14 protein-coding genes are annotated in these 13,469 nt (G+C 72.1%); 4 read left to right on the plus strand and 10 right to left on the minus strand.

Going from position 1 to position 13,469, the window contains the following annotated elements:
* Positions 1–1,532, minus strand: a 1,532-nt coding sequence (locus tag ACRDSK_RS25245) for a molybdopterin-dependent oxidoreductase (protein WP_431443738.1), incomplete at its 3' end; no start/stop codon positions are given.
* Positions 1,533–1,612: 80 nt separating this feature from the next.
* Between ACRDSK_RS25245 and ACRDSK_RS25250 the strand changes: the two genes are divergently transcribed.
* Positions 1,613–2,761 (plus strand): glycoside hydrolase family 76 protein, encoded by a 1,149-nt coding sequence (locus tag ACRDSK_RS25250; protein ID WP_431443739.1) that lies wholly within the window; start codon positions 1,613–1,615, stop codon positions 2,759–2,761.
* Positions 2,762–2,766: 5 nt separating this feature from the next.
* Here the strand turns inward: ACRDSK_RS25250 and ACRDSK_RS25255 are convergent, their stop codons facing one another.
* The 3 genes from ACRDSK_RS25255 to ACRDSK_RS25265 form a co-directional block, all read right to left on the minus strand.
* Positions 2,767–3,174, minus strand: coding sequence for a VOC family protein (locus ACRDSK_RS25255; RefSeq protein WP_431443740.1), 408 nt, complete (start codon positions 3,172–3,174; stop codon positions 2,767–2,769).
* Between the two features lie 110 nt (positions 3,175–3,284).
* Positions 3,285–3,896: a DedA family protein gene (locus tag ACRDSK_RS25260; RefSeq protein WP_431443753.1), complete on the minus strand. Its 612-nt coding sequence runs from the start codon at positions 3,894–3,896 to the stop codon at positions 3,285–3,287.
* 210 nt (positions 3,897–4,106) lie between these two features.
* Positions 4,107–5,036, minus strand: a complete 930-nt coding sequence (locus ACRDSK_RS25265) for an alpha/beta hydrolase (RefSeq protein ID WP_431443741.1) — start codon at positions 5,034–5,036, stop codon at positions 4,107–4,109.
* Positions 5,037–5,317: 281 nt separating this feature from the next.
* Between ACRDSK_RS25265 and ACRDSK_RS25270 the strand changes: the two genes are divergently transcribed.
* Positions 5,318–6,712 carry an FAD-binding oxidoreductase gene (locus ACRDSK_RS25270; protein ID WP_431443742.1) on the plus strand — a complete coding sequence of 465 codons (1,395 nt, stop codon included), beginning with the start codon at positions 5,318–5,320 and terminating at the stop codon, positions 6,710–6,712.
* Positions 6,713–6,716: 4 nt separating this feature from the next.
* Here ACRDSK_RS25270 and ACRDSK_RS25275 read toward each other — a convergent pair whose 3' ends face one another.
* The 4 genes from ACRDSK_RS25275 to ACRDSK_RS25290 all read right to left on the minus strand — a co-directional run bounded on the left by ACRDSK_RS25275 (position 6,717) and on the right by ACRDSK_RS25290 (position 9,907).
* On the minus strand, positions 6,717–7,418 hold the full coding sequence (locus ACRDSK_RS25275; RefSeq protein WP_431443743.1) for a DedA family protein: 702 nt from the start codon (positions 7,416–7,418) through the stop codon (positions 6,717–6,719).
* 20 nt (positions 7,419–7,438) lie between these two features.
* The gene (locus ACRDSK_RS25280) at positions 7,439–7,765 is read right to left on the minus strand and encodes a hypothetical protein (RefSeq protein ID WP_431443745.1); all 327 of its coding nucleotides are present in this window, start codon (positions 7,763–7,765) and stop codon (positions 7,439–7,441) included.
* A 10-nt stretch (positions 7,766–7,775) separates the two neighbouring features.
* Positions 7,776–8,915, minus strand: a complete 1,140-nt coding sequence (gene nagA / locus ACRDSK_RS25285) for an N-acetylglucosamine-6-phosphate deacetylase (RefSeq protein ID WP_431443746.1) — start codon at positions 8,913–8,915, stop codon at positions 7,776–7,778.
* Positions 8,916–9,316: 401 nt separating this feature from the next.
* Positions 9,317–9,907, minus strand: coding sequence for a SigE family RNA polymerase sigma factor (locus tag ACRDSK_RS25290; RefSeq protein ID WP_431443747.1), 591 nt, complete (start codon positions 9,905–9,907; stop codon positions 9,317–9,319).
* A gap of 59 nt (positions 9,908–9,966) precedes the next feature.
* Between ACRDSK_RS25290 and ACRDSK_RS25295 the strand changes: the two genes are divergently transcribed.
* The gene (locus ACRDSK_RS25295; protein ID WP_431443748.1) at positions 9,967–10,248 is read left to right on the plus strand and encodes a YciI family protein; all 282 of its coding nucleotides are present in this window, start codon (positions 9,967–9,969) and stop codon (positions 10,246–10,248) included.
* Here the strand turns inward: ACRDSK_RS25295 and ACRDSK_RS25300 are convergent.
* Complete coding sequence (locus ACRDSK_RS25300) at positions 10,242–10,706, minus strand: pyridoxamine 5'-phosphate oxidase family protein (protein ID WP_431443749.1); 465 nt, start codon at positions 10,704–10,706, stop codon at positions 10,242–10,244. The genes ACRDSK_RS25295 and ACRDSK_RS25300 overlap by 7 nt on opposite strands.
* Positions 10,707–10,737: 31 nt before the next feature.
* Positions 10,738–11,640, minus strand: coding sequence for a short-chain dehydrogenase/reductase (locus ACRDSK_RS25305; protein WP_431443750.1), 903 nt, complete (start codon positions 11,638–11,640; stop codon positions 10,738–10,740).
* A 133-nt stretch (positions 11,641–11,773) separates the two neighbouring features.
* On the opposite strand from ACRDSK_RS25305, the gene ACRDSK_RS25310 reads away from it, so the two are divergent.
* Positions 11,774–13,402 carry an alkaline phosphatase D family protein gene (locus ACRDSK_RS25310; RefSeq protein ID WP_431443751.1) on the plus strand — a complete coding sequence of 543 codons (1,629 nt, stop codon included), beginning with the start codon at positions 11,774–11,776 and terminating at the stop codon, positions 13,400–13,402.
* Positions 13,403–13,469: the final 67 nt, after the last annotated feature.

Consider the following 13,469-nt stretch of genomic DNA (forward strand, 5'->3'; position numbering starts at 1 on the left):
GCCGACACGTCCACCCCGGCCCGGCGCGCGGCCTCGGCGGCCACCATGTCGTCGAGCGCGGGCACCGACGCCGACGGGCCCATGCCGGCCAGGATGCCGGTCAGCGCCAGCATGGTCTCCCACTCCTGCGGCACGGACGCCGGCAGCGCGGCGGGCGTCCAGTTCGCGACGTTGCGCACCGCGAGCTGGTAGAGCGCCACGTCGTAGTGCGGTCGCTCCAGCGGCGTCGGCCCTGGCAGGACCACGTCCGCGTGCCGGCTCGTCTCGTTCAGGTAGACGTCCAGCGACACCATGAAGTCCAGCCGCGCCAACGCCTCGGTGAGCCGGCCGGCGTTCGGCGTCGACAGGCACGGGTTGCCGCACACGGTCACCAGCGCACGGACCTGTCCCTCGCCGGGGGTGAGGATCTCGTCGGCCAGCGTGGCCACCGGCAGCTCGCCCATGACCTCGGGCAGCCCGCGCACGCGGCTGCGCCACCGGCCGACCGTCCACGGCCGCCTGGGACCCGGCCGCGCGTTCGCCTGCCCGGCCGCGGCCAGCGGGAACATCGCGCCGCCCTCGCGGTCGAGGTTGCCGGTCAGCGTGTTCAGCACGTCGACGAGCCAGCTCGCGAGCGTGCCGAAGGCCTGCGTCGTGGTGCCGATCCGGCCGTACACCGCCGCGCGGTCGGCCGCGGCCAGCTCGCGCGCCATCCGCTCGATGTCGGCGGCGGCGAGCCCGGTGACCGGGGCGACCGCCGCCGGCGTGAACGGCTCCGCGAGCGCGCGCACCTCCGCGACCCCGGCCACGTGCTCGGCGAGCTGGCCGAGCGCCACCAGGTCCTCCGCGAACAGCACGTTGACCAGCGCGAACAGCAGCAGCGCGTCGGTGCCCGGACGGATCGCGTGGTGCTCGTCGGCGATCTCCGCGGTCCGCGAGCGCTTCGGGTCGACCACGACGATCTTGCCGCCGCGGTCGTGGATTCCGCGCAGCCGCCCGCGCACGTCCGGCGCGGTCATCAGGCTGCCGTTGGACACCAGCGGGTTCGCGCCGAGCAGCAGCAGGTGCCCGGTCCGGTCGAGGTCGGGGATCGGGACGGTCAGCGGGTGGCCGAACATCAGCCCGGCGGCGAGCTGCTTGGGGACCTGGTCGACCGTGCCGGCGGTGTAGAAGTTCTTCGTGCCGGCCGCCTTGTAGAAGGCCGGCCCGTACAGCGCCGTCGAGATGTTGTGCACCGACGGGTTGCCGGCGTAGATCGCGACCGCGTCCCGGCCGTGCTCGGCGAGCAGGGGCGGCAGCCGCCGGTCGATCTCGGCGAACGCCTCCTCCCAGGTCGCCTCGACGAGCTCGCCGCCCCGCCTGACCAGCGGCGCACGCAGCCGGTCCGGGTCGTGGTGCAGCGCGCCGAGCGAGGCGCCCTTCGGACAGATGAACCCGTGGGAGAACACGTCCGCGGCGTCGCCGCGGGTGCCCGTGACCCGGGAGCCGTCGAGCGTCACCTCGAGCCCGCACGTCGCCTCGCACAGCGGACAGGTCACGTGCGCAGTCGTCATGGCCTCCACTTTGACACGGGATGGTGACATCACTCGTCCGGCGGACACTTCGGAACCGATCAAGCCGTAAACATAGAGGGGTGAGTCAGAAGGCGGACTACGCGGATAGCGCCGCGGAGGAGACTCCGCCGCTGTGGGCGGCGCGCGCCGCGGTCACCGAGCGCGCGATCCTCAACCGGCACCTGCGCCGGGTCTGGGCCCTGCCCGGCACCCGGCTCGGCGTGGCCGCGTGGCCGCCGATCTTCCGCCAGCGCCTGCACTGGAACTGGAACTACTGGTGGCAGGCGCACCTGCTCGACTGCCTCGTGGACGCCCAGCACCGCCAGCCCCACCCCGGCCGCGCCTCGACGATCAACAACGTCGTACGCGGCGTGCGGCTGCGCAACTTCGGCATCTGGACCAACGACCTCAACGACGACATCGCCTGGCTCGGCCTCGCGCTGCTGCGCGCCCACGAGTGCGAGGACGTCCCCGTCCACAAGCCGCTGACCCGGATCACCGACCAGCTGCGCGGCGAGTGGACCGACCACGCCGGCGGGGGGATCTGGTGGCAGCGCGGCGGCGACTTCAAGAACGTGCCGGCCAACGGCCCGGCCGCGATCCTGTTCGCCCGGTGGGCGGCCGCGGGCGGTGAGCGGACGGACCGGCAGCGGGCCCGCTCGATGACCGAGTGGATGGAGCAGGTCCTCGTCGACCCGGCGACCGGCCTGCTCTGGGACGGGCTCTACGTCGAGCCGGACGGGGCGATCCGCGACACCGTGAAGACCGTCTACACCTACTGCCAAGGTGTGTTCCTCGGCGCTTGCGTCGAGCTCGCCGAGGGCGACCCGTCCGGCGTGTGGGTGACCCGGGCGGAGCGGACGATCAAGGCGGTGGCCACGCACCTCGCCGACCAGGACGTGCTGCGCGGCAAGGGCGGCGGAGACGGCGGGCTGTTCGCCGGCATCCTGGCCCGCTACCTCGCGCGGGCGGCCGCCCGGCTGCCCGAGTTCGGCTCCACCGCCGGCGACACCGCGTCGCGGCTGGTGCTGGCCTCGGCCGAGGCCGCTTGGCGAAACCGGTCGCTGGCCCGAGGCGGACCGGTCTACGGCCCGGAGTGGTCGCGCCCGGCGCAGGAGCCGCGGTCCTCGCGCCAGCGTCTCGTCGAGCGGGACCTGTCCGTCCAGCTGTCCGCGTGGATGACCATGGAGGCGGCGGCGCTGCTGGAGCGCCTGGACTCGGCGCGGTAACCGGGTCAGACCTCGCGGGCCCACAGGACGAGCTGGATGCCGTCCGGGTCGCGCAGCGCGATCACCTTCGTGCCCGGCGCGGACTGCTCCTCGGTGATCGGGGAGAACGTCACGCCGTGCTCGGTGAGCCGGTCGGTCCACTCGGTCAGGCACGCGTTGTTGGGCACGCTGAACGACAGGTGGTCCAGTCCAGGCCGGCGCTCGTCGAACAGCGACCGGTCCGCGTCGGGGTGTTGCACCAGCGTCAGCGTGATGCCGAACCCCGGTCCGCGCAGGAAGACCTTGCGCTGTCCGGAGTCCGTGTCGTCCCTGCCGATCGTGGAGAACCCGAGCACCCGCTCGTACCACGGGACGCTCCGATCCACGTCGGTCACGGTGAGCGCGACATGGTGAACCCCGGTCAACGTGGGCATCAGAGTCCTTTCCGGCCCAGTGCTGGGGGCGGGCCGACTCAGCCATACTGCCCCAGCCGCGCGCCGAAACGGCCGCCGTTACTGGATCTTTTGCAGGCCGAGACCGAGGCTCAGTCGCCGGCCTTGGCGCTGACGGCTTCCGTCTCGACCGGACGGTGCATCTCCTGGCGGTAGCGCAGGACCCCCCACACCGTGCCCACCACGAAGAACGCGATGCTGCCCCACAACGCGACCGTCTTGAGCCACGGCAGGCCCTCGATCAGTCCGGCCCCGTAGAAGCCGACCAGCACGAGAGTCGGCACCCAGGCGACGCCACCGATGGACGTGGCGAGCAGGAACCGCCGGCGGTCCATGTTGGCCGCGCCCGCGATCAGCGGGGCCAGCGTGCGGATCCACGGCAGCCACCGGGCGAGCACGATCGCCCAGAAGCCGCGCCGGTCGAGGAAGTCCCGGGCGCGCGCCAGGTTCTCGTGGTTGAGCACCTTGCCGCCGCGGCGGGCGATCAGGGCGTTGCCGGTCTTGTTCCCGATGTAGTACCCGACCATGTTGCCGACGACCGCGGTCACCGTCGCGGCGAGCGACAGCGCCCAGGCACTCGCCTCGTTGTCGTGCTGGGCGAGCACCACGCCGGCGGCGAACAGCAGGGAGTCGCCCGGCAGGAACAGGCCGACGATGAACGCGCACTCGGTGAAAACGAAGCTGAGCACGATCAGCCACACCATGACCGGCCCGGCGGACTCGAGCACGCCGGCGGCCTGCTCGCTCGCCTCGGCCAGGGCTGTGGACACGACAGGTAGAGTACGTGCCTCCGCGCGCGGCCACGCGGCAGCGGGGTCTTATTGGCCCTTCCTCAACCTGATGGCCAACCAGGCGCGGGGTTCGCCACGCACCGTGTTCGCCCTGGGTTCGCGCGGTGTTCGACCGGACCCGGGCTACGCGGCCGCGGCCACGGACGTCGTGGCGCGCACGAAGTCGCCGACGTAGCGGATCGCCGCGCGGCCCTCGGGCAGGATCGGGTAGAACGCCGGGAACACGTGCACCTGCCCGGGCCAGACCTGCAGCTCGCAGTGCCCGCCGGCGGCGCGCACGCTCTCCGTCATCCGCTCCGAGTCGCCCAGCAGGCACTCGGTGTCGCCCACCTGGATCAGCAGCTGCGGCCAGCGGCGCTTGGGCGCCCCGAGCACGTCGAGGCGGCGGCTGCCCGCGTGCTCGCCGGCGTAGCTGTCCCCGCACTCCCGCGCCCGCTGCGGCGGCACGAACGGGTCCCGCCGCACGGCGTCCCGGTCGTCGAGCTCGGCCCCGGTCAGGTCCAGGAACGGGGAGAACAGCACGGCCGCGCCCGGCATCGGCAGCCGGCGCCGGGACAGGTCCGCGAGCAGGCCGGCGGTCAGGTGCCCGCCCGCCGAGTCGCCGGAGACGACGATCTGCTCGGGTCGGTAGCCGGAGGCGAGCAGCCAGCGGTACGCGGCGAGGGCGTCGTCCGCCGCGGCCGGGAACGGGTGCTCGGGCGCGCGCCGGTAGTCCAGGAGGAACGCGGGCCGGCCGGTCGCGACCGACAGCGCGGCCACGAAGTGCCGGTGGGTCTTGCGGGAGCCGAAGACGAAGCCGCCGCCGTGCAGGTGGAGCAGCACGCCGGCGGAGGAGTCCGCGCCGCGGCCGGTGACCCACATGCCGCGAACGGAGCCGCCGGGGGTGTCCTCGTCCACCGAACGGCAGCGGGTGCCGCGCGGGGCGGGAGTCAGGCCCACGGTGTCGAAGGCCTCGCGAACCATCTGCAGCGCGGGGTTGCGGGTGATGGGTAACCGGTCGCCGATGGGCCGCACGCCGTTCATCATCAGCTGCGCGAGAGCCCGGCTCTGCACGCTTGGCGTGGTCGGTACCGGGCTCGGAGACTGGTCGAGAATGGCGTCGACGGCAAGGTCGACGCGCGGGGCTTCGGGACCGGGACGCACCATCGCGCATCACCTCCTTCGCCCGTCGCCATCGATCAGACTTATTGACTGTAAATGATGCACAAGGAACTTTGCCCATCCGAAAGTCTTGGACACGATTTCGGTTCGGCACCGGTTTCTTGTGGCTCTCGTGACTAAGAGTCGACGTCCAGGACTCGAAATACGTTCCGTGTGGCGGTTACGGTTCAACTGTGACCACCCACGACCACCTGCTGGCCGACCTCACCGCGTCGCTGGGCAAGGACGCGGTGCTCGTCGACTCCGATGTCACCGACAGCTACCGCCGCGACATGATGCCGCTCGCCCCGCACGGCGACCCGCTCGCCGTCGTCCTGCCTGGTGATGCGTCGGAAGTGCAGGCGGTGGTGCGTGCCTGCGCGGCGGCGGGCGTGCCGATCGTGCCGCGCGGCGCGGGCAGCGGGCTGTCCGGCGCGGCCAACGCGATCGACGGCTGCGTGATGCTCGTGCTGACGCGGATGAACGAGATCGTCGAGGTGGACCCGGACAACCGGCTCGCGGTCGTACAGCCGGGCGTGGTCAACCTCGACCTGCGCGGGGCGGTCGAGAAGCACGGCCTGTTCTATCCGCCGGACCCCTCCAGCTACGACTGGTGCACGATCGGCGGCAACCTGTCCACGAACGCTGGCGGACTGTGCTGCGTCAAGTACGGCGTGACAACGGACTCCGTGCTGGGCCTGGAGGTCGTGCTCGCGGACGGTGAGCTGCTCAGGACCGGCCGGCGGACCGTCAAGGGCGTGGCCGGCTACGACCTGACCAAGCTGTTCATCGGCAGCGAGGGCACGCTCGGCGTGATCACCCAGGCGACGCTCGCGCTGCGGCCGCTGCCGCAGGCGCCGGGCACGATGGTCGCCGCGTTCTCCACGGTCGCCGCCGCGGGCGCCGCGGTGAGCCGGATCGTGCGCGAGGGGATCGTCCCCTCCCTGATGGAGATCATGGACTCGACGTCGATCGAGGCGGTCGAGACGCACCTGAAGACCGAGCTCGGCGCAGGCAAGGGCTGCGCGGCGCTGCTGTTGTGCCAGTCCGACTCCGGCGGCGAGGCGGCCCGCCAGGAGCTGCGCGCGATCGAGCAGGTCTGCGAGGACGTGGGCGCGGACCTTGTGCACTCGACGTTCGACCCGGCCGAGGGGCAGCTGCTGCTCGCCGCGCGCCGGGCCGTGCTGATGGCCCTGGAGATCTACGGCGCCTGGATGACCGACGACGTGTGCGTGCCGCGGACCAGGATCGCGGACCTGATCTCGGCGTGCGAGCGGATCAGCAAGGAGGTCGACCTGCGGGTCGCGGTCGTCGGGCACGCCGGCGACGGCAACATGCACCCGACGATCGTCTACGACCCGTCGTCGGAGGACGAGTTCGAGCGTGCGAACCAGGCGTTCCACGACATCCTGGCGGTCGGGCTCTCCCTAGGTGGCACGGTCACCGGCGAGCACGGCATCGGCAAGATCAAGCGGGAGTGGCTGGAACGCGAGGTCGGCCCGGTCGGCATGCGCGTCCACCGCACGATCAAGGCCGCGCTCGATCCGGGGAACCTGTTCAACCCCGGCTCGATGTTCTCGATGACCTGACCGCCTACAGCTTGTCGGTCGCCTCGGCCGCCTCGTCGAGCGCGACCTGGGTCAGGCGCTTCTTCTCCCGGCGCGCCTTGATCACCTCGACGATGATCGGCAGGAGCGAGAGCACGACGATGAGGATCGCCATCGCCTCGATGTTGGCGCGCACGAACTCGATCTGGCCGAGGAAGTAGCCGAGGATCGTGATGCCGGTCGCCCACAGGATCCCGCCGACGGCCGAGTAGACGAAGAACCGCTTCGGGTCCATGCGGCCGACGCCGGCCATCGCGGTGATGAACGTCCGCACGATCGGCACGAAGCGCGCGAGGACGATGGCCCGGGCGCCGTACTTGTCGAAGAACTCGTGCGTCTTGTCGACGTACTCCTGCTTGAACAGCTTCGACTCCGGCTTGTTGAACAGCGCGGGACCGGCCTTCGCACCGATCCAGTAGCCGCACACGTTGCCGACGAACGCGCACGCCGTGGCCAGCAGGCAGACCAGCCACAGCGGGGTCGCGATCGCGCCGGTGGCCACGAACAGACCCGCGGTGAACAGCAGCGAGTCGCCGGGCAGGAAGAACCCGAGCAGCAGCCCGCACTCCGCGAAGATGATCAGGCAGAGCACGGCGACCGCCCACGGCCCCATCGCGCGCAGGATGACCTCGGGGTCGAGCCAGGACGGCAGGAGCATGGTGTGGGTGGCGGCGGTCGCAAACGTCACGCTGCCCAAGGTACCGAACGTCAGAGCAGGGTCAGCAGGCCCACGACCGCACCGGCGGCCAGCCCCAGCACCACGGCGAGCAGCAGCACCCAGCCGCCGGCGATCCCGCGGTCGGGTTCGAGGCGGCTGGTCGCGTGTTGCGGCAGGGGCGCGCGGATCGTGGGGTGGTCGGCGGCGGGCAGCGAGACCCCGCTGCCGGAGAGCAGCCCGTAGCTGCCGAGCACCGGGCTGGCCTGGTCGTTCTGCTGCGGCTGTTGTTGTGGCTGTTGTTGCGGTTCCGGCAGCGGCGTGCGGGCGGCGTGCGCGCGCAGCGCCTCGGACACCAGCCGCTCCGGATCGTCGGTCACGCGGCTGACGCTATACCCAGGTGCCGCTCTTCATCACCGCGTTCGGGTGCAGGCCCTCGTCGAGCAGGACCAGGTCGGCGGCGTACCCGGGCGCGAGCCGGCCGGTGACGTTGCCGAGGCCGAGCAGCTCCGCCGGCCGGGTCGAGGCGGCGTTGACCGCTTCGAGGACGCCGAGCCCGCAGCTGTGCACGAGGTTGCGGAACGCGGCGTCCATGGTCAGCGTGCTGCCGGCGAGCGACCCGCCGCCGGCGAGCGTGGGCACCCCGTCGGTCACCGTGACCTCGAGGCCGCCGATGTCGTAGACCCCGTCGCCGGCGGCCGCGGCGGAGATGGCGTCGGTGATCAGCACGGTCCGGCCGGTGCCGACGTGCCGGGCGGCGAGCCGCACGACGGTCGGGTGCAGGTGGACGAGGTCGCAGATGAGCTCGACGGTCACCCGCTCGTCGTCGAGGAGCATGCCGATCGGGCCGGGCTCGCGGTGGTGGAGCGGGCGCATGCCGTTGAAGAGGTGGGTGGCGACGCTCGCGCCGGCGTCCACGGCGGGGACCACGTCCTCGGCGAGCGCGTCGGTGTGGCCGACCGCGGCGAGCACTCCCGCGTCGACGAGGCGCTTGACGGCCGGCACGGCGCCGTCGAGCTCGGGGGCGATCGTGACCATCCGGATGGTGCCCCGCCCGGCGGCGAGGAGCGTGTCGACCGCGGCGGCCTCCGGCGGCCGGAGCACGGCGGGGTCGTGGGCGCCGCAGCGGGCGGCGGAGAGGAAGGGGCCCTCGAGGTGGATGCCGGCGAGCAGGCCGCCGGTGACGTACTCGCGCAGCTCGGCGATCTGCTCGACGAGCTCGTCGACGGGCCGGGAGACGAGGCTCGCGAGCATCGTGGTCGTCCCGTGCCGGCGGTGGGCCTCGACGGCGTGGCGGACCTGGGCGGGGTCGGTGAACGCGGCGCCACCCCCGCCGTGGCAGTGGATGTCGACGAAGCCCGGGACCACCCAGGCGCCACCGGCCTCGGTCCGCTCGGCGTGCTCGGGCCGGTCGGGCGGATCGCCGGCCCCGACCGCGCTGATCGAGCCGTCCTCGACGAGCACCCAGCCGGGATCGAGCACGCCGTCCGCCGTAGCGACCCGGCCCCCGGCGATCAGCTGCGTAGCCATGCCACTCCCTCGAACCACGACCCGACCCTATTGGTCTATACCATAGCCGCTCGCGATGACCTGGGGACGATTAACTAGATACCAAAGAGTTTGGGTCCTGAGTAACAGATCAACAGGGTTGTCCACAAGGCCGGAGTTGTCCACAACCAAGATCCACAACGCCCGCACCGACACCCTCCCCCGATAGAATGGCTGTGAGGGGTGCCCCCGGAGAGGGTGGGGGCTGCCATCCACGGGTGCGCGCATGTACGTGCGCGGGCGTGAGGTTCGGGGTTTGCGTGGACGGCGTGGTGTGGGGGCGCGGGGATTCGGGTTGGTGGCCGGGTTTGGGCGCGCGGAGGTTCGGTGCAGGGATTCCGGGTTGGCGCGGGAGTGCGGGGCGCGTCGAGTTCGGCGGCAGCTCAGTTCGGCGGCTGCATGATCTTCTGCAGGGCGTCCAGCGCTCGGCTCGCGGTGGACTTCACCGTGCCCTTCGAGATGCCGGCCGCGTCGGCGATCTCCGCCTCCGACAGGTCGCCGTAGTAGCGCAGCACCAGGACCTCCCGCTGCCGCGGCGGAAGCTGCGACAGCGCGCGCACCACCGACTGGTGCTCCGCGGTCAGCATCGCCAGGCTCTCCGCCGAGCGGGCGTTCACCTGGTGCGGCGGCGTGTACTCGCGTGCGGTCTTGCGCCGCCGCAGGACGCTGCGCGAGCCGTTGACCACCGCGGTTCGCAGGTAGCCCACGGCGGCGGCCCCGTCGCGCAGGTTGCCCCAGTTGCGATGCAGCCCGGTGAACGCCTCCTGCACCACGTCCTCCGCGGTCGCCGGCTCGTCCACCAGCAGCACCGCCAGTCGGACCAGGCGCATGCGGTGAGTGCGGTACAGGTCTTCGAGGGTGAGCGGCGCCGGCTCTCTACCGGGTACCGCGTAGCTCCCCGTGTCGATGGCCCGCAGATGCCCAAGCGTGCGCTCGACGCTCCGCTCCGCGCTGTACGCACCGTCGCCGTTCACGTCAAAAACCGTACCGGGGCGACACCGTCCGCGGACAGCGACCAGTAGCGTTCGAAAACATGGCTTGGTTCACCGTCGAGACGACCTACACCGACGACCGCGACCGGCTCGCGGCGGCCCGCCCGCGCCACCGCGAGTACCTGCGCCGCCTCGTCGACGCGGGCACGGTCACCGCCGCCGGGCCGTGGGCCGACGACTCCGCCGGGTTCGCGATCTACCGCGTCGCGGACCGCGAGGAGCTCGACCGGCTGCTCGGCGAGGATCCCTACACCTCCGAGGAAGTCGCCGCGGGCCGGACGATCCACGAGTGGAAGATCGTCCTCGGCGAGTGGGCTCAGTAGCCGCCGCCGAGCTTGCGGTGGTCCCAGCTGACGATCTTCGTCGGCGTGCAGATCAGGCCCACCCGCTTCGGCGCCTGCAGCCGGACGAACTGGGTGGCCGCCGTGGCCGCCTGCTCGCTCGGGTTGTACCGGCGCATCAGCTCGACGCCCAGCAGCGCGATCTTCTCGGTGTCCTCCACCAGCTCGACGTCGCACTCCATCGACACGCCGCGCAGCTGGTCGTAGGTGTCGCCGGTCTCGACCAACACCGTCGCCTGCGCGAGCCGGCGCAGGTTCGCGGCCTTCTGAGACTTGCGGAAGGTCCACGTCGCGAGCCCCTCGCCGCGCGGGAAGTACCACAGCGGCACCAGGTGTGGCCGGCCGTTCGGCCCCACCGTCGCGAAGTTCGCGACCTTGCCCTCGCCGAGGAGATCGCTGATCTCCTCGGCGCTCATGGTGATCTGCCCTCGCCGCGACATCCGCGCCTCCCCGGCCTCGACTACGCCTGCGTTATAGCGCACCCGAGCTGCGCGCCGCAGCCCTGCCGCCCGGGCCGACCAGGCTCGACTCCACCTCGCCGCGCTCCGCGATGTCCTTGAGCACCGCCTCGTCCGCGGCCGGCACCAGCTTGCGCGCCTCCCGCTCGACGAGCCGCGGCAGCAGCGCGCGGATCAGCTTCGCCACGCCGACCCAGCCCGGCACGTGCACGACGCGGGCGCGCGCGGCGATGCCCGCGCTGATCAGGTCGACGGCCACCGACAGCGGGTAGGTCTTGCCGGCGATCCCCTTGTTCGACCGCCGCATCTTGCCGAACACCGGGTGCGCGTCGGCGTTGTCGACCATGTCCGTGGCGATCCACGTCGGGTGTGCGACGCCGACGTCCACGCCGAGGTGCTTGACCTCCGCGCGCAGCGAGTTGCCGAACGCCTCGACTCCCGCCTTGGCCGCCGAGTACGCCGCGTTGCCCGGGATGTGCACGATCGCCGCCGCCGAGGACACCAGCAGCGCGTAGCCCTTCGCCTCGATGAGGTGCGGCAGCGTGACCCGGACCGTGCGCCACACGCCGAGCAGGTCCACGTCGATGACCCGCTCGAACGCCTTGCGGTCGATGGAGCGGGTGAACCCGGTGGCCGCGATACCGGCGTTCGCCAGCACCACGTCGATCCGGCCGTACCGCTCGACGACCGCCGCGACCGCCGCCTCGAGGTCCGCCCAGCGCGTCACGTCGGCCTCCCACCAGCCGGCGTCCGGCCCGCAGTCGGCGGCGACCTTGGCCAGCTCGTCGGCCTCCAGGCCCACCAGCGCGAGCTTGGCGCCGCGGCCGGCCAGGTCCCGGGCCACGCCGGCGCCGATGCCCCGCGCCGCCCCGGTGATCAGCACGACCTTTCCGCGCACGCTCTTCCTGCCGAACATGCCGCCTCCTCGTCGTCGGGTCCGGCCGAACTTACCATGAGTAACCTACCGGGAGTAACTGGCAAATGTGTACCTGATGTTTACGAAGAACGGCTGTATGGGACCGGGGGCTGTTGCGACAAAATTCCGGACTATGTCACAGGTATTCGACCGGCGTGTTGTCCTGAAGGCATCGGGAGTGGCCGCGGCCGGGCTCGCGGTGGGCGGCGCGGTGGCGACCGCCTCGTCGGTCTGGGCGGAACCCAACGACCCGGTGTTCACGCACGGCGTGGCGTCCGGCGACCCGCTGCCCGACGCGGTGCTGCTGTGGACCCGGGTCACGCCCACGCCCGAGTCGACGCCGGGCTCGGGCCAGGGCCCGACGGTCGAGGTGACCTGGGAGATCGCCACCGACGCCGCCTTCGCGAACATCGTCGGCTCGGGGACCGTGACAACCGGCCCGGACCGCGACCACACGGTCAAGGCCGACGCGACCGGGCTCGCACCGGCGACCGCGTACCACTACCGCTTCCGGCTCGCCGACGCCGTGTCGGCCGTAGGCGCCACCCGCACCGCCCCGGCCGCGGACGCCGCGATCTCCCGGCTGCGGTTCGGCGTGGTGTCCTGCTCGAACCTGCCGCAGGGCCACTTCGCCGCCTACCGCTACCTCGCCGAGCGCGGCGACCTCGACGCCGTGCTGCACCTCGGCGACTACGTCTACGAGGGCGGCGGCGGGGGCGTGCGCCCGCACGTGCCGGCGCACGAGATCCTCACGCTCGCCGACTACCGGCAGCGCCACGCGCAGTACAAGACCGACGAGAACCTGCAGCGCCTGCACGCCGTGGTCCCGGTCATCGCCACCTGGGACGACCACGAGGTCGCCAACGACGCCTGGTCCGACGGCGCCGAGAACCACCAGCCCGACACCGAGGGCGACTACGCCGCCCGCAAGGCCGCGGGCCACCAGGCGTACTTCGAATGGATGCCGGTGCGCAGCGAGGCCGACCGGATCTACCGGCGGCTGCGGTTCGGCCTGCTCGCCGAGCTGAACATGCTCGACCTGCGCAGCTACCGCTCCGAGCAGGCCGACCCGTTCGACGGCGACGTCGACGACCCCAACCGGACGATCACCGGCCCCGAGCAGCTGGCCTGGCTGCAGGACGGCCTGGTCGGCAGCGGCGCGCAGTGGAAGCTCGTCGGCAACTCCGTGATGGTCGCCCCGGTACTGGTCCCGCCGCTGCCCAGCGACCTGCTCGGCCCGCTGCTGGAGCTGCTCGGCCTGCCGCGCGACGGCGGCGTGGTGAACCCCGACCAGTGGGACGGCTACGCAGCCGACCGCCGCAAGCTGCTGAACACGTTGGTGGACAACGGGATCCGCGACACGGTGTTCCTCACCGGCGACATCCACTCGTCGTGGGCGTGCGACGTGCCGCGCGACGCCGGCACCTACCCGCTGTCGCCGTCGGTGGCCGTCGAGTTCGTCGCCACGTCGGTCACCTCGGACAACATCGACGACATCGCCGGCGTGCCGCCGCGCACGATCGGCCCGGTCATCGAGGGTGCGCTGACCGCGCTGAACCGGCACATCAAGTGGGTCGAGGTCGACTCGCACGGCGCCTGCGTGCTCGACGTGACGCCGGCCGCCGCGCAGATGGACTGGTTCTTCCTCGCCAACAAGGAGGACGCGGCGAGCGCGCTGTCGCACGCGCGGTCCTACCGGGTTCGGGCGGGTACGCAGAAGGTCCAGCGGGTCGGCTCGCCGGTGGCGATGGACGGCGCCTGATGGCCGGCACGCTCTCCCGCCGCACGCTGCTCGGGGGTGCCGCGGGCGCGGCGGCGCTGGGTACGCT

It is taken from the genome of Actinophytocola sp., from assembly GCF_050699915.1.
GTDB lineage: Bacteria > Actinomycetota > Actinomycetes > Mycobacteriales > Pseudonocardiaceae > Actinophytocola.